The organism is Solitalea lacus (assembly GCF_022014595.1).
Taxonomy (GTDB): domain Bacteria; phylum Bacteroidota; class Bacteroidia; order Sphingobacteriales; family Sphingobacteriaceae; genus Solitalea; species Solitalea lacus.
This window is the reverse complement of sequence record NZ_CP091740.1, coordinates 1015910-1033166: the sequence shown is the minus strand read 5'-3', so window position 1 is coordinate 1033166 and position 17257 is coordinate 1015910. Positions and strand designations below refer to the sequence as shown.

Sequence of the window (17257 nt, the reverse complement as noted above, 5' to 3'; positions counted from 1 at the left end):
CATCTTGCTACTTACATCACACTCTAGCACAAAATTTAAAACAGGTAAGCATGCAGATGAAACCAAACTCAAAGCTTTCTAAAAATACATTTATCAACTTCTCAAAGCTTGTTGGGCAGGCTGCCGTAATTGTTCCTATCCTAACTTTTATAGGATGGATTGCGGACTTAGAGGTTTTCCGATCAATTATTCATGCGTACGCTCCTATGAAACCTTCATCCGCCATTGGAATTATGGCGTTGGGGCTGTCATTAGGTGTTTTGGCCAAAAAAACACCATACTCTAAAGAACAAATAATTAGTATTAACTGTCTTTTACTAGTTGTTTTAGGGGTGATTATTTACACTCTTTATCAATACAACCATAGCAAACTTTATATCAATGATTATTTATTAAGTACTAACACGACGTATTCCGGCCCTGACATTCTACTCATGTCGCCAGCAAGTTTAACATGTTTGCTAATATTTCTGTTTACCATACCAATGATGTACAGAAACAGATATACCTATGCAACACAAATACTTCTCTCCCTCGTCATAATTATTGGGGCTACTCGTCTTTTAGGATTTGTATTTCAATTCAATAGCTTTTTAAAGCTACTGTATTTTGCTCCAATGGCTATTCACACCTCAATATTATTCACATTGTTGGGTTTAGGCTACCTATTTGTTCAACCTGACAAAGGCTTTATAAGCATCCTTTCTTCTGACTTACAAGGAGGCCGAATTGCACGAAAGTTAATTCCAAACGCCATAGTAATACCTATCTTTTTGTTACTGCTACGCTTTGCCAGTAATTTTTACAACTTCTTACCATATGGAATTAGCATTATTATTATAACCATCAGTATTATTATACTCTCTGTAGTAGCAATTATTACTGCCGCCAATCGCTTAAACTATATAGATTTTATAAGAAATGAGCAAGAAAAAGGTTTAAAGAAAAGTGAAGAATTCTTGCGTATTTCACAAGGAATTGCCCATTTAGGCAGTTGGGAATACGACCTGGAAAGCAATCAAATTCTATGGTCGGAAGAAACGTATAAGATTTTTGAATTACCCCCCAATGCAAACATTGATAATGATTTCCCTCTAAAACAAGGCTTTAAAGACAGCAATGAAGTATTACTCAAGGCTTCCCTGGATGCCATCAACACTGGACTACCGTTTGATCTTGAACTTGAATATTTCACACATAAAAACCGAAAAATCACTACTCGGGTCTCAGGTCAGCCTGAATATAAAAATGGAAAGGTTTATAAACTTTCAGGTATAATTCAAGACATCACTGAAAAGAAAAGGCTGGAATCAAAGCTTAAGCAAAAAGAAGCCAATTTAACGGTATTGCTTGAAAATACTGATGCCTTAGTTTGGTCTGTAGATAGAGAATACCGCTTTATTACCTCAAACCACAAATACCTTGAGTATTTTGAAAAGACACATCATTTCACCCCGATTAAAGGCTACAATCTATTAACCCACTTATCCGGAAGCATATACTTTCACAAATGGAAAGATCTTTATGACAAGGCCTTGGATGGCATTTATTTCTCTGAAGAGCTTGCTATGGAATTTAATGGGCACAAGGAATATTTTCAATATGCCTTTACACCCATCATTACTAACAATGAAATTGAAGGCATCACCATTTATGGAATTGAAACTACCCAACAGAAAATAAATGAACAACGCATTGATGAAATGGCTCAATTGCAAAAAGCCATATTGGATAATGCAGGCTATGCTGTAATTGTAACTGATGTAGACTACAGCATTAAAATTTTTAACAGGGCGGCTGAGAAAATGCTTGGCTACCGGGCAGATGAAGTGCTCGATAAAAAATCGTACGAACGATTCAATGATCCCTTGGAGCGCGTGACCTTTGCTGAACGTTTTTCAAAAGAACTGGGCATTGAGGTACCACTACCTGATGCCCTCACGATCAAAGCCAAGCTTAATTTACCCTGCGAGCATGAATGCAATTTTATTCACAAAAATGGATACAGAATACCGGTTTCAATTAATATAAGTGCCTTACGTGATAATTTCGGAGAGCTCTTGGGCTACATTTGCTTTGCAAATGACATTACTGAGAAAAAGAAAATTGAGCAAACTATAAAACAAAACGAGTCGAACTTAATGGCTTTGATTGATAATATCGACGAGCCAATTTGGTCGATAAGTATCAACCAAAAACTGATCACAGCCAATTCCTCGTTTCGAAAGCGTTTATTGGAAATTTATGGGGTTGATATGAGCAAACCCCGTTCACCAAGCAACGGATTTTCTAATGAAGATTTTGAGTATTGGAAAAAGCTTTACCAACGTGCCTTTTCCGGTGAGCGCTTTACTCTACAAAACGAATTCTTCAATGCCAATAAAAAGGTGCATTACGAAACTTCTTTCAATCCGATTTTTGATGAAAACCGCAATGTGATTGGAGCTGCTATGTTCGGCAAAAACATTACTCACATCAAAAAATTTGAGCAAGAGTTGATTGAAGCCAAAGTAAAAGCAGAGCATGCAGCTGACATCAAATCTCAGTTCTTATCTACCATGAGTCACGAAATACGCACGCCATTAAATGCTGTTATTGGCATGGCTCATTTACTTTTAGATGAGAACACTCAAGAAAGTCAACGCGAAAAACTTGAAACCTTACGTTTTTCATCTGAAAACCTGCTCGCTCTGATTAATGATATATTGGATTACAACAAAATTGAATCAAGCGTAATTGATTTTGAAAATATTCCATTCAACCTCGAAGACCTCTTAGAGCATATTTACAACTCATTTTTGTATCAAGCCGATCAAAAAAGCATTAATCTGGATATAGAATTTGCTGACGATTTGCATAAATTGGTCATTGGAGATCCTTCTAGATTATCTCAAATTTTGACCAATTTGATTGGTAATGCTATCAAGTTTACAGAACGCGGCGGTGTAACCATAGAAGTTAAGCAATTATTCAGTGACAAGGACCATTCCGACTTATATTTTGCTGTCACAGATACAGGAATTGGTATTCCTCCAGATAAAATTGACCTTATTTTTGATCATTTCACACAAGCAAGTTCTGAAACCACACGTAAATTTGGAGGGACAGGTCTGGGCTTAGCGATTACCAAACGCTTGCTTCAACTAATGAATAGTGAAATTCATGTGATCAGTGAAAAAGGAGAAGGTTCTACATTTTGCTTTACATTACGTTTAAAAAAATACAAAGGACAATCAATTTCTACAATTGTCCATTCCGAATCAATTGGCAAACCTTCGTTGGACGGCATTCATATTTTAGTTGTGGAAGACAATTCTACGAACCGTGTTGTAATTGAAAAGTTTCTGCTAAAATGGAATGCTAATGTCTCTTTTGCCAACAATGGAAAGCAGGCAATTGAGATGGTGCAACAACATAATTTTGACATTGTATTAATGGATTTACTAATGCCGGAAATGGACGGATACCAGGCGACCCAAAAAATTCGTTCATTAATAGACGAGCATTATCAAAATCTACCAATAATTGCACTTTCAGCTGCCGCATTGGTAGAAGTGAGAGAACGTGTTTATAATGTGGGAATGAATGCTTATCTTACTAAACCGTTTGATCCTCATGACCTTTACTTAACCATTGTAAAATGCTTAAACCGAACTCATGAGTTTTCGGAAACACCGTTATTGTCAGATAGTATGAATAAGGAGCAGATTGATTTTACTAAGATTTTAGAAATTACGGAGGATAGTCCTGATTTCTTTAAAGAGTTTCTTGAAATTGCCATTGACTCAATTAATGAGCTTACTGGAAACTTTGAAACATTTTTACGCCGTAATGACCTTAATGGCATTAGAGAAACAAATCACAAGCACACGCCTTTAATGGAAATGATGAATCTTGCTCTCTTTAAGAAAGGATTTGAAGAAGCTAAGACATATTTAATTTCAGAAAGCCGTGATCAGCAGCAAATGGAATTGATGATTAAAAAAACTAAGGAATTTGGAGCGCAAGTGATTGCTGAAATGAGAGAACGTCTGGATAATGTTGAGAAACAGCTCAGTACCCGAACGGAATTTTAAACGATAAAAGGGTCAAAAGAAACTTTTCTTTTGACCCTTTGTTTTTTACAGACCTACAAAACCTTAGTTTCTTGCAATATCTTCAAGTGCATCAATCCAACGTACATGGTCATTCAACCCCTCTACTAATTGTACTTTTTCTCCACCCATATGTCTAAATTCTTCATCATATTCCATTCCAATTTCAAAGGTGGTTTCTAAACAATCCGCCACAAAAGCAGGACAAAATACAAGTAATTTCTTTTTACCTTCTTTTGCCAATCGTTCGATCACTTCACTCGTATAAGGTTCCACCCAAGGATCTTTGCCAAGTCGGGATTGAAAACAAATACTGTATTTTTCTTTAGGCAGATTAAGCTTTTCTGCAATTAACCTGGCTGTTAAGTGCGACTGAGCGCTATAACAATATTGATTATTTACATTGATCTTTGCGCAACAGCTATCAATTTGTTGACAATGACATCCGCTAGGATCCGCTTTCATCAATTGTCGTTTTGGCAAGCCATGAAAACTAAAGAGTACGTGATCAAACGAATTAACATCATATTTACTCCCCAACTGAGCAAAAGCATCGATCATAATGGGATGATCGGGGAAGCTGTTTACCAATTCAATATCAGGAACAATTTGCCAATTCTTCACTAAGGTCATAATCATATCATGTACCGAGCCGGTGGTTGCAGATGCATATTGAGGGAAAAGCGGAATAACCTTTATGTTAAAAACTTTTTCCTTTCTAAAACGCTCCAAAACCTTCTCAATGCTAGGATTTTGATATCTCATGGCATATTCAACCATATATTCATCTCCTAGACGCTCAGCCAAAAGTTCAGTTTGACGTATGGTATAGCGCAGAAGGGGCGAACCTTCTTCAGTCCATATTTTTTGATAAGTGGCCGCTGATTTGGGCGAACGAGTAGGTAAGATAATCCCTTTCACTAGAAAAAATCGACCAATAGGATTCACGTCAATCACTCTTGGGTCAGACAAAAACTCATCCAAGTACCTTCGCACATCAGCCGTTGAGGGGCTATCTGGTGTACCTAAATTTACCAGCAGTATTCCTTTTTTACTTTTCATACCAAAATTTCCGTGTATCGAAAATTCCTTTCTTTTTATTTTTGGTGATTCCTATAATTCTAAAATAATACCTAGGGTTGGCAACATGTTCCCAATATCATTTTTTACCGATTTCATTTGCCAGCGCGACGGATCACTAGGGTCCGTCACGGGTTTACCATCTGCGTCTTTTACCACATCAATATACGGTTGTCCCTCGTAAACAAAATTGGTCAGATTTTGAATATCAACGTAGAAGTTCAACGTCCATTTTTTAAACGGATACTTTTTATCAACCCGGGCATCCAATTGATAGAAATTTCCTAACCGAAGGGTATTGAGCTGGTCATAATCAAGAGTTCCCTGAGGATTGATTAACCAGTTAGTTTTGAGCGAAGAGAAAGGCACATCGTACGGAGTATAAGGCGCCCCTCCAGTAAATCTGAACTTTGCTCCCACTTCCCAATTGCGTTTAAACAGCTTTCCGGCAGTAATTGTCAAAATATACCGGCTATCCCAACCTGAAGGGACAAATTGACTACTCTTGTCTTTAAACTCACTACGCACCAATGTTAAAGCCGCAATGCCATAAAACCCTTTATTTAAGCGTTGCTGTGCCATCAGTTCAAAGCCGTAAGTTCGGCCTCCATTTAAACCAACAACCGGTTGATTTCCTACTACCCCGAAATCGGCTCCAAGGTTGGCTAAATTAACGGTATCGCCTTGGAATTCGATCATTGGATAGTCATAATATTTTTTATAGAACGCTTCTGCTGTAAAACGAAGATTGGAGCCAGAGTTCACTTCAAGCCCCAGCACCGTATGGTAATTAGAAATATATTTTACGTTCTTATTGGTTAATTCCCCTGTTTCATTACGATAACCCAAAACTGTGTAGGCAGGCAATTGATAATACAAGCCTGTATTAAAATTCAAACTCACAGCCGGATTAATAGAATAAGAAGCGGAAAAGCGGGGAGATAATTGTTTAAGCGGATTATTTGTTAACGAGGAAAAATCGGAACCATCTGCTCGAACTCCAGCAGAAAGTGTAAGATTATCATCAAATAATTCTTTACTCACCTGGCCGTAAAAGCCATATTTTAAATCATCCAATTTTGAACTGTAATTAACTGTCGGGCCATAAGGATTTAAATAAAAGGTTTCAGTGCTATATCTCCCTGTTTCAATGTTAGCTCCATAAGAAACCTTCCAGTCATTGTATTTATCTGAGCGTTCCAACCGCAGTTTATTTTCAATTTCTTTGGATGAGTAATCCATCTTCTTTGGCAGTTCTTCATTATTATCAAAATATTTCTCCGCCCTATTATTCAAGTAGTTTCTACTGATTGCAAGCGTCGTAAATCCTGTGGTTCTGTAATGCTTGTATGAAGCTCCAACAGTATAATTATCCTGAGTATTGGTTGCAAGATTTGCCAAAATGTATTGCTTAGCTTCCGTATCATTAGCTTGTGTATTTAGGGCGAATCTGTCAATTGCTCCTAAGCCAATAAAAGTAAGCTCATTCTTTGAGTCGATTTTGGTTTTAATTTTAAACTGAGCATCATTATACGTTGGCAAAAACGGCAGGTCAAATGCTTTAAATAAGAATTGCAAATACGATCGACGAAAAGAAGCCAAGTAGGTAGTCTTTTGTGAAATGGGCCCTTCTGCAGAAATGGCAAAATCAGAGGCACCAATTGTTAATGCTCCTGACTGACGATCACTCCGACCATCTTTTTGCCTGAATTGAAATACCGAGCTCAATGCATTCCCACGATTAGCAGGAAAGGCTCCCGAATAAAAGTCTACCTGGTTAATAAAATCAACATTTATCATCCCTACTGGACCACCTGATGAACCTTGAGTGGTAAAGTGGTTTAAGTTTGGGATTTCAATATCATCCAAGAAAAATCGATTCTCATTTGGAGCGCCTCCCCTAATAATTATATCATTTCTAAAGCTCACCGGTTGGGCCACGCCTGGTAAAGATTGTACCACCTTGGAAATATCTCGATTCCCACCCGGATTACGCTTAATTTCAGCAACCCCAATCGTTCTTAACGACAACGGCGTTTCTTCAGACTTATAAGAACTAGAGCGAACCTCCACTTCTCCTAAACTTTTGGCATCGGTCTCTAAAGTGATATTTACAATGGTTGCCTTGGCATTGGTAACTTGAATTTCATGAATTGTTTTTGGTTTATAACCAATATAGGTAACTGAAATATTGTAAAATCCGGGGGTAAGCTTATCAAGAGTAAACCTCCCAATACTATCTGTAACGGTAACTTTATTTGTTTTTTGAATCAGAAGGGTTACCCCTGCTAAAGATTCATTCGAAAACACATCAGTTACGACACCCTTTATTATGCCCTTTTGAGCAAATGTATTTTGAGCGAGTGTAAAAATTAAAACTAGGATAAGTAAACGTTTTAACTGGTTCATAAGTTGGATAAAAAATCAAAGATGAGAACTGATAACCATTGCATTCGTTCTCATCTTCATTATTTTTTCTTTACACCTGAAACATTATAACGCCTCAAGTGCTTTCTTTACATCTTCCATTAACCACATTGGAGTTGATGTAGCCCCCGCTATTCCTACTTTGTCATTTTGAGTGAACAATGATGCATCAATTTCTTCAACTGAGGAGATAAAAAACGTATTAGGATTAGTTTTTCGACAAACTTCAAACAAAACCTTCCCATTTGACGATTTCTTACCAGAAACAAACACCACTTTATCATACTTCGAAGCAAATTCAGGGAGGTCTTTATCTCGGTTTGACACCTGACGACAAATCGTGTCATTGGCTTTCACCTCATAACCACGGGCAAGCAATTCATCCTTTATCTTATAAAAGTTATCGGTACTCTTGGTTGTTTGACTATATAAAGAAAACTTTTTGGGAAGCTCCACCCCATCCAATTCAGAAATATCCTGAAACACTAATGCCTTGCCATCTGTTTGACCATGCAAACCGATCACTTCAGCGTGCCCATGTTTGCCGTAAATCAGAATAGGCTCATTACTGTCATGTGTATTTTTAATGCGATTCTGCAATTTAAGCACAACCGGACATGAGGCATCAATCAATTGGATGTTATTTTCTACAGCCAATCGGTAAGTTTCCGGTGCTTCTCCATGTGCCCTGATCAGCACTTTTTCATTTTGCAACTCTTTTAAACGCTCATGATCTATAATACGCAAGCCTTTGGCTTTTAAACGAGCTACTTCTTCATCGTTGTGCACAATATCTCCCAAGCAATACAGATAACCTTGCTCATCAAGAATTTCTTCCGCCATATCAATGGCATAAACCACCCCGAAACAAAAACCTGATTCCTTATCTATATCAACTTTTAAATTGAGCATTATCGCAGTGAATTATTTTTTTTGCAAAGATAAAACTATTCACAATTACCTAACGCAAAATATAGCGTCCCTTGGAAATCATGGTTTTGGTTAAATACATGTGAATTGAAAGTATACTGATGATTACCAAGGTTATCATTTGGAAAGGATGTAGCAGAAAATTAAGTACCACATTTTGGTGACTCATAAGTGAAACCATGTAGCGCATACCTATGATCAAAAAAATCACAACACCTAATAGTTCATACCGTGGTAACAACAATAGCAGGCTGTAGCCAAAAAATACCAATAATAAGAAAACCAAAAGCCATATAACGCTATAACTAAAACCGGCAAGCAATTTATTACTGAACCCCAAAATACCACTTGAATAAGAGGTATAAGTTCTGGAATCTGCAAAACCAGCAGCAAGTAATACCTCACCTTTGTAACGGGCTGCTTTTAAAAGTTTCATTATCTCAAGTTCGCCAGCTGGAAATGTTTTTACCTGTTCATGCCACTGATTACGATGGTAATTATGAGCATCAAAGAACATAAACTGACCGCTGGCTGCAGAAAAAATAGGCGACTTAGTCAATGATACTAACCGTAAAGGAAGAGTGGTTAGCAAGACATAATTGAACAAAGGGACCACCAATCGCTCGCCTAATGAAAGCATTTTTTGATTGACCAGTAAGGACAATAACCCCAATTTAAAAACCTTAATTCTGTACAAGGCATTATCAATTAAACGATTATGAACCATTACATTCGCATCAATAAATAACAGATAATCACCTTTGGCTTCTTTGGATAATTGGTAACAAGCATAGTTTTTCCCAAGCCAATCTGGAGGCAATGTATTTCCGCGGATAACCCTAAAACGGCTATCGGTTTGAGCAAATGCCTCGGCTAATGCATAAGTGTTATCGGATGAATTATCATCCAAAATCAACACTTCATAATTCTGGTAATCCTGATTTTTTATTGACTCCAAAACGGGTAAAATCGAATCACCCTCATTTCTGGCGGGAATTAGAATAGAAACAAAGTCGCTGTAATGACGTGGCGACCTTGACAATTTGGGTTTCGAAATAAAGTTAAACAACGTAACACAAAAGCGAATGACCAAAAAAACGGTTACGGCTGTAAGTACTGAAATCATTTGAATGTGTTTAACTGTCCTATCCTATCAAACGCAAATTAATTAATTATATTGACCAAATACTACGCATTTTGTTTGCTTTTTAGCTTGTCATACTCATGGCAAACTTTATCTTTGGCGAATAACTAAACGCTTATCATGAGACCGAAAGAAGGAACCTACGCACTTTACTTTGAACACTACATAGACCTTGTTGAGCACAACAATGTCAAAGAAGCTTTACAGGCTAATACTGAAGAATTATTTGACTTTATTGATTCATTACCTGAAAACAAAGGAGACTTTGCTTATGCTGAGGGCAAATGGTCACTAAAAGAAGTTTTACTTCACCTCACTGATGCAGAACGTATTTTCAGTTACCGTGCTTTACGTTTCTCAAGAAACGATACTACCCCATTGCCAAGCTTTGATGAAAATGAATTTATTGAAAACGCAAAAACTAGCAAAAGAACATTACAAAGCCTTGTTGATGAGTTTAAATCGGTGAGAAATTCAACTTTGAGCCTATTTAACGCAATGGATGAAGAAGAGCTAACTCGTCAGGGTATAAGCAGTAGTCAGCCTTGTACAGCTCTAGCCCTTGGCTACATTATAGCTGGTCATGCCAAACATCATAAAAACGTTATTACTGACTGCTATTTATAAATGATTATTGATTTATGAGTGATGAATAACTTTAAAAACTATTCATCATTCATATATATAATGTATTCTCCTCGTCAAAAAGCTCCCTGATTATATTCACCGCAAACTGCTGGCGTTCCTGAAAACTTCCTTGAACAAGGTAATACTTAATGTTTCGCTTGTCCAGTTCGGATTTAAAGCGTTCAAACATTTCAGCTCTGTTATGCCATAAGCCACGCAAGCCGTCTGGCACCCAGGGAACGTCAATATCTGTAAGGAAATAAAGGTCATAACTTACTTTTTTCTCAAGCTCATAAAGTTCCTCAGGTATCACCCCTAAATAATAGTCTGAATAAATTTGGGTTGTAATCAAATCAGTATCACAAAACAAGAATTTATTTGCAGTAGCACTTTGGGTTAACACCGCTTCGGTTTGCGCTCTTCCAATTTCCACAATATCTTCAACGGTAAAATCATTGGAAGTGATAAAATCTCTAGCTATTTCCGGCACGCAAACCGATTCAAATTTCACAGCTAAATAAGCGGCCAGAGTACTTTTCCCTGTACTTTCAGGTCCGTAAATACAAATTTTTATTATTGGTAATGATGCTTTTTTATCCAAAGACAATTTAGTTAATAACAGCGCTTGCTTGACCTTTATAGGATTTATATTCCTTATTCCAATACCAGTAACCAAACGCTGCAATAATGCAAAAGACAAAGTACTCTATGGAAATAAGTTTTACTCCTTTTATATAATAAATATAGGTACAAATTACATCTACAGCTATCCATAAAATCCAGCATTCAATCTTTTTCCTTATCATCATAAATGTGCCGATAATACTGAACGATAAAACAAATGAATCGAGATAAGGGAAAGCGCTAGGCTGCTTAAAGATAACTGGGAACCAGTTGTGCAGATTTTGCGCCATGTGACCGATTGCATAGGTAGCCCCCAGTCCAAGGCCCAGTAACATTAACAATAACTTTGCTTGAGTATAACTAACCTTCAGTTCGTGCCTATGATCAGACTGTTCAGGTTTAGGGTGAGTCCAGGTCCACCAGCCAATAACATTGGTAATGAAAAAGAACACTTGCAAGAACATATCAGGGTATAATTGAATTTGATAGAAGATAAAGAAAAACAGGACCACATTGATTAGCCCTAGCGGCCAACTCCAAATATTGGCTTTAGAAGACAACCACACGGCTAAGGCTCCGGCAATGGTACCCCAAAATTCAATATGACTCATGGGATACCCTAAAATGGTAAACCAGATATGGTCAATGCTAAAGAAATCGATCCTATCCATTCGGAACAAAAATAAGTGACAATAATGATGTTGCCAACATCTGCGTATTTTGATCAGCAAATTAGTAAAACTATGCAAATCTATAGGTTTCAGCAGTACAATCATTCTTTAGAAAGCCCCAAGAAACCAGCAAGAAAATCTGATCAAAAAAGCTAATTTAGCAAGTGAAAGCGTTTCCTGATTCTACCAACAATAAAATTGAAGATGTTAAGCCATTTTAAATTTAAAGGCCCCTTTTAATGGAAACCCAAAGACAATTCTGCTTAGGGACTCATTATGCATCATGTTAAATAAATACCACATATTAATAGAATGACTATGAAGAAGACAACTATTTTATTTACAGCCTTTTTAATAATCGGACAGTTTACTTTTGGACAAACTAAGGTTATAAGAGCAACATCAACGTCTGTTTCCATTCGTGATGGAAACCAGTTCCGAAAAAACGCCTGGACAATTTCACCAAAGGTTAACCCGGATGTTTATACTACATCATCGAAAGGTGAAAACGTTACTTTTTACACGGACCGGGACTCAATAACTATAAAAGTTACAACTGACACCAGGTTCGATTTTGTTATATTACTCAATGATTCTGTAAAAGCTTTTACTCAAATAAAGTATGAGCCAAGCTATTTAGACAGGTTGAAATCGGCAGAAAAATACAACACAAAAGACACCCGAACAATTCCTCAGTTTCAATATCAGGACAAAAACAATCCAAACCTGATAGCCTTAAGAAAGGAATTAAAATTGGATTCGATAGCTGGTCAGGGTAGTGAAACGTTGAAAGTATTGAACCTGCTGCATTGGATACATAATTTAATTCCACACGATGGGAATCATGAAAATCCTATTGTAAAAAATGCACTGAGTATGATTAACCAGTGCAAAAAAGAAGTACGAGGCCTGAATTGCAGAGGCTTAGCAACCGTTTTAAATGAATGCTATCTTTCCTTAGGAATAAAATCAAGGTTTGTTACGTGTATGCCTAAAGATTCAGTTTTTGCTGATTGTCATGTAATCAACATGGTTTATCTTGAAGAAAAGAAGAAATGGATTTGGGTCGATCCAACAAATAATGCTTATGTAATGAACGAATATGGAGATTTATTAAGTATTGAAGAAGTAAGAGAACGACTTGTGTATGGCAAACCTTTATTACTTAATGCTGATGCAAACTGGAACAATAAGTCAACTACTACAAAGGATAATTATTTATATACTTACATGGCTAAAAATTTATACCGATTTAAGTGTCCTTTAATTAGTGAATACAACACAGAGACATGGGCAGATGGCAAAAAGGTTAGTTATGTTGAATTATTACCGCTAGATGCATATCAACAAAAACCTGATAAAGAATCGCAGAAAAATAGCGAAACAGGAACAATCTTTACAAACTACAAAACGAATAACCCCAATATATTTTGGCAAATTCCTTAAAGGCTTTCACGTATACTACTTACTAGGGCTTTGCCGTAACCGCAAAGCCCTGAACTATCCGCCCCAATTACTGTGATTAAATTAATACCTATACCTGTTGCTCAACAATCCATAAAAAAGCTTTTATTGTCAATGCACATATCTCGACACATTATACATACATATATGTTGACAATAAAGTTAAAAGTATCGCTAAAAAGGTAATAAAACTTTGAACTTTCCTTTAAATTAATATCTTTATATAGCGGTTGAACATGATAACCAGGTTTTTATTGTGTATTCATCGTTAACGCATGATAAAATGAAGCTTACATATATTCCATGAGCTTCCTCATCAACCAAAGCTCTTTTTAAGAAAGCATCATTACCGGTCACTAAACACTAATGCTATGGAACAGCAATTTATGGCCCTTGAAACAAGATGGATGAATGCCTGGAAAAATAAAGATGAGGCTACTGCCCGAAAACTAATTGCCGACGAGTTTACTTTAACAAGCTCCTTATCTACGGGCGAACTGATAAACAAAGAGGGTTGGATAAACAAAGCCATGCATCATTATGATTGCAAAGATTTTCGGTTTGATCAATTGATGGTTCGCGTATATGACAAAACTGCTGTATTAAACATTTGGTTTCATCAGGAGGCATGGGCCAAAAACAAGGATTGGAGTGGAGATTTTCTACTCACTGATGTTTGGATTCAGAAAAATAACGAATGGCAGGTTGTTGCACGACATTCGAGTTGGCTCCAGCATAAATAGGCGATTTTTTACTTGCTAACGCTTTTCAGGTTTCAGAAAAAAGGCGTTAAAGCAATTGCTCTAACGCCTTTATAACTGTAATAATATTTCAACTATGCTTCAATGCTTGAACTGGCTTTTACCAATTCGCTTTTTAGCAAGTATTCAGCAATCTGAACTGCGTTGGTCGCTGCACCTTTACGAAGATTATCTGAAACAATCCACATATTTAAGGTATTTGGCTGCGATTCATCCCTGCGTAAACGACCTACAAATACATCATCTTTATCATGTGCATCTTTAGGCATTGGATATTTTAAATTGGCAATATCATCAACCAAAACAACCCCTGGAGCTGCTGCTAACAATTGTTTAACTTCTTCCAAATCAAAATCATTTGCGAACTCTACGTTGGCAGACTCTGAGTGACCACCCATTACTGGAATACGAACAGTAGTGGCAGTAACTTTAATACTGTCATCGCCCATAATTTTGTTCGTTTCCTTTATCATTTTCATTTCCTCTTTAGTGTAACCATTTTCAAGGAATACATCAATTTGAGGAATTACATTTAAGTCAATTTCATAAGGATAAGCCTTAACACCGTCTTTAATACCTTGACGCTCTTCCATCAACTGGTCAACCGCTTTAACACCGGTACCGGTAACTGACTGATAAGTAGAAACCACAACACGATTGATTTTATATTTATCATGCAATGGCTTTAATGCTACCACCATTTGAATGGTTGAACAGTTAGGGTTGGCAATAATTTTATCTTCAGCTGTTAACACATTTGCATTAACCTCAGGAACAACCAGTTTTTTGGTTGGATCCATACGCCAAGCTGATGAGTTATCAATTACGGTAGTTCCTACTTCGGCAAATTTAGGAGCAAACTCTGCAGAGGTACTACCTCCAGCCGAAAAGATTGCGATCTCAGGCTTCTTCGCAATAGCATCTTCCATTGAAACAACCTTGAACTTTTTACCCTTATACTCAATTTCCTTACCAACGCTCTTTTCAGAAGCAACCGGAATCAATTCAGATATAGGGAAATTTCTTTCCGCCAAAACTTGTAACATTTTCGTGCCCACCAAACCGGTAGCACCAACTACTGCGACTTTCATTTAACTATTGTTTAATTAATTTTAACTTGATATTTTACTCAACATCATCAGCCGCAATATTACCAATTATGAAAAACATTTTCAGTATTTTAATAACATTTTTAAACCTTAACGCCCACTCTCAATTGAAATATTTTTATCAAAACGATCGTTTTTAATCAAATTTATAATAAAACAATTGTTTTAGTAAATAATTTTCAAATTATCCCTCATAATTGCAAATAAAAAAAATAGATTATTCAAAGCGCTATTCTTTCAATTCCTAATGACTTAACAGTCAGCACTTATGGAAATATTCCGTACAGTTAAATTTTAATCCTTCAACTTCTAACCAATTACGCATTTACCTTATTGTTGATCAATCGGAATTAACCCAACCTTTAGCATTATTTTATTCCAATTGTAGAAAGGGCACTCCCTGTATTGCCAAACAAGTGCCACCCCTATTAAGATTTTTGATGGACAGGCAAAACCCAGAAAAAATAGTATAGCCCTAATAACCAGTATAGCTGTCCGCGATCATGGAGCCACACATTATTTATATTGAAACGTTTAGCACATCATGCAAAGTAAAATCATACAAAAAGAAAGTAATTCTTGATAAAAAACTAAATTAAATGCCTTGTTCATGTCAATAAGCCTTCTTATCCAAGCTATAATGCTGTAGGTCAACCACATTTTTCACCTAATAAAACATTGTTAAAAAATTTTAAAGCATCAAAAATTCTGCATAAAACCTTATTAACAAAATGATTTTCATTTACTTCTCACCTATTGGTTGAAAAGCTACATTTGCAAAGAACCAATTCAGGAATATGAAGACTGAAACGATTGTAGTTATTGGCTCTAACGGACAAATAGGCACTGAGTTAGTGACCAACCTGAGAAGCATTTACGGAGCTTCGAATGTAGTGGCCACAGACATTAAAGAACCTGATTATGACTTTAAAAACGCCGGACCGTTTGAGATATCTGATGTGCTTGACAAAGACAATTTGCAAAGCATTTTAACGAAGTATAAACCCACACAGGTTTATCTTTTAGCAGCTTTACTTTCGGCAACCGGAGAGCAGCGTCCTAAACGTGCTTGGGAGTTGAACATGGACGGCTTGATCAATATTCTTGATTATGCATTAGAATATAAGATCAACAAAGTTTACTGGCCTAGTTCAATTGCCGTTTTCGGACCTAATTCGCCAAAAACGAATACTCCTCAATACTGTGCCATGGACCCTAATACGGTTTACGGAATCAGTAAATTAGCCGGAGAGCGTTGGTGCGAATATTACCACCAAAAGTACGGCTTGGATGTTCGCGGCTTACGTTACCCAGGCCTTATCAGTTGGAAATCTCAACCTGGAGGTGGAACTACGGACTATGCCGTTCATATTTTCCATGAGGCATTGAAACATGGCACTTATGAATGTTTCCTATCGGAGAATACCGAGCTACCGATGATGTATATGGATGATGCTATTAATGCGACCATTTCATTAATGGAAGCTGAAGCGGAAAAAGTTAAAATCCGCTCGAGCTATAACGTTGCTGCAACTAGCTTTACTCCAGCACAATTGGCAGATGAAATCAGAAAACATATTCCTGATTTTCAGATAACGTATGGATCTAACGACCCTCGTCAACAAATTGCCGACTCGTGGCCAAAAAGCATTGATGACAGCTATGCTCGCAAAGACTGGGGCTGGAACCATAAATTTGATTTAGCGGCTATGACTAGTGATATGATTAGCAATTTGAAAGCTCACTCAGAGTTAGTAAAATAATCGATACGATATAAAAAGCAGATAATTTTTCAATTACTTGCATTATCCATTCGCTAATCAATGACCCATTATACGGGCCGGTTTTCTTAGAAACCGGCCTTTTTTATAACAAAATCAGTTAGCAGCTTTCAACAACAAACAACCAACAGATGGCCATCTATTTTCAATATTTAAAACCGTCTGAACTCAGATTCCTATTTCCATATTGATTTGTTATTTTGCAACTGCATACCTTTTTATTTCCGGAAGATGACTTTTGAAGAGTTTTTTTTAAAGAAGAAAATAGATCTTGACGCATTGAGAACGGCACGACCTGAAGTGTATACTGAGCTAAAATACCACTATGAACAAATGAGTGAAAAAAGCTTTGATCACACAAAAAAGTTTTGGTTCAATAAGCTCCGCTTAGAGTTTAGCTTAAAAGAAGAGAGCAAACCTGTTCCTGAAATAGTTGAAAAAGAAAATGCATCTCCGGCAGAGACAAGCACCGAAGCTAGCCCTGCCAAATCGGGGAGTTATAAACCTTTGTTCAGAAAAAAAACCGACACACAATAAAGAACTCT

The 17257-nt window shown here is 36.8% G+C and carries 13 protein-coding genes; 6 read left to right on the top strand and 7 right to left on the bottom strand.

The genetic code is table 11. The annotated features are described in order from the left end of the window. The first annotated feature begins 56 nt into the window (after positions 1-56). Entirely contained in the window at positions 57-4076 is a 4020-nt protein-coding gene (locus L2B55_RS04405) for a PAS domain-containing hybrid sensor histidine kinase/response regulator (protein WP_237849081.1), read from the top strand. Between the two features lie 63 nt (positions 4077-4139). Here the strand turns inward: L2B55_RS04405 and hemH are convergent, their stop codons facing one another. The 4 genes from hemH to L2B55_RS04385 form a co-directional block, all read right to left on the bottom strand. After that, entirely contained in the window at positions 4140-5156 is a 1017-nt protein-coding gene (gene hemH / locus L2B55_RS04400; RefSeq protein WP_237849080.1) for a ferrochelatase, read from the bottom strand. A 51-nt stretch (positions 5157-5207) separates the two neighbouring features. After that, the gene (locus L2B55_RS04395) at positions 5208-7583 is read right to left on the bottom strand and encodes a TonB-dependent receptor (RefSeq protein WP_237849079.1); all 2376 of its coding nucleotides are present in this window, start codon (positions 7581-7583) and stop codon (positions 5208-5210) included. A gap of 84 nt (positions 7584-7667) precedes the next feature. Next, the gene (locus L2B55_RS04390) at positions 7668-8513 is read right to left on the bottom strand and encodes a 4-hydroxy-3-methylbut-2-enyl diphosphate reductase (protein WP_420854514.1); all 846 of its coding nucleotides are present in this window, start codon (positions 8511-8513) and stop codon (positions 7668-7670) included. Positions 8514-8562: 49 nt separating this feature from the next. Then, positions 8563-9657 carry a glycosyltransferase family 2 protein gene (locus L2B55_RS04385; RefSeq protein WP_237849078.1) on the bottom strand — a complete coding sequence of 365 codons (1095 nt, stop codon included), beginning with the start codon at positions 9655-9657 and terminating at the stop codon, positions 8563-8565. Between the two features lie 138 nt (positions 9658-9795). On the opposite strand from L2B55_RS04385, the gene L2B55_RS04380 reads away from it, so the two are divergent. After that, positions 9796-10302, top strand: a complete 507-nt coding sequence (locus tag L2B55_RS04380) for a DinB family protein (protein WP_237849077.1) — start codon at positions 9796-9798, stop codon at positions 10300-10302. A 49-nt stretch (positions 10303-10351) separates the two neighbouring features. On the opposite strand, the gene L2B55_RS04375 is transcribed toward L2B55_RS04380, so the two are convergent. Together L2B55_RS04375 and pnuC are read right to left on the bottom strand one after the other, a co-directional pair. Beyond that, the gene (locus tag L2B55_RS04375; RefSeq protein ID WP_237849076.1) at positions 10352-10903 is read right to left on the bottom strand and encodes an AAA family ATPase; all 552 of its coding nucleotides are present in this window, start codon (positions 10901-10903) and stop codon (positions 10352-10354) included. Between the two features lie 7 nt (positions 10904-10910). Then, positions 10911-11597, bottom strand: a complete 687-nt coding sequence (gene pnuC, locus L2B55_RS04370) for a nicotinamide riboside transporter PnuC (protein WP_237849075.1) — start codon at positions 11595-11597, stop codon at positions 10911-10913. 318 nt (positions 11598-11915) lie between these two features. Here pnuC and L2B55_RS04365 point away from each other — a divergent pair, with 318 nt between their 5' ends. Both L2B55_RS04365 and L2B55_RS04360 read left to right on the top strand, forming a co-directional pair. Beyond that, positions 11916-13043, top strand: a complete 1128-nt coding sequence (locus L2B55_RS04365; RefSeq protein WP_237849074.1) for a transglutaminase domain-containing protein — start codon at positions 11916-11918, stop codon at positions 13041-13043. Positions 13044-13432: 389 nt separating this feature from the next. After that, positions 13433-13804, top strand: a complete 372-nt coding sequence (locus tag L2B55_RS04360) for a nuclear transport factor 2 family protein (protein ID WP_237849073.1) — start codon at positions 13433-13435, stop codon at positions 13802-13804. A 92-nt stretch (positions 13805-13896) separates the two neighbouring features. Here L2B55_RS04360 and L2B55_RS04355 read toward each other — a convergent pair whose 3' ends face one another. Then, entirely contained in the window at positions 13897-14913 is a 1017-nt protein-coding gene (locus L2B55_RS04355; protein WP_237849072.1) for an aspartate-semialdehyde dehydrogenase, read from the bottom strand. A gap of 815 nt (positions 14914-15728) precedes the next feature. On the opposite strand from L2B55_RS04355, the gene L2B55_RS04350 reads away from it, so the two are divergent. Together L2B55_RS04350 and L2B55_RS04345 are read left to right on the top strand one after the other, a co-directional pair. Continuing rightward, positions 15729-16694 carry an NAD-dependent epimerase/dehydratase family protein gene (locus tag L2B55_RS04350; protein ID WP_237849071.1) on the top strand — a complete coding sequence of 322 codons (966 nt, stop codon included), beginning with the start codon at positions 15729-15731 and terminating at the stop codon, positions 16692-16694. A 249-nt stretch (positions 16695-16943) separates the two neighbouring features. Continuing rightward, the gene (locus tag L2B55_RS04345) at positions 16944-17249 is read left to right on the top strand and encodes a hypothetical protein (RefSeq protein WP_237849070.1); all 306 of its coding nucleotides are present in this window, start codon (positions 16944-16946) and stop codon (positions 17247-17249) included. Positions 17250-17257 lie beyond the last annotated feature (8 nt).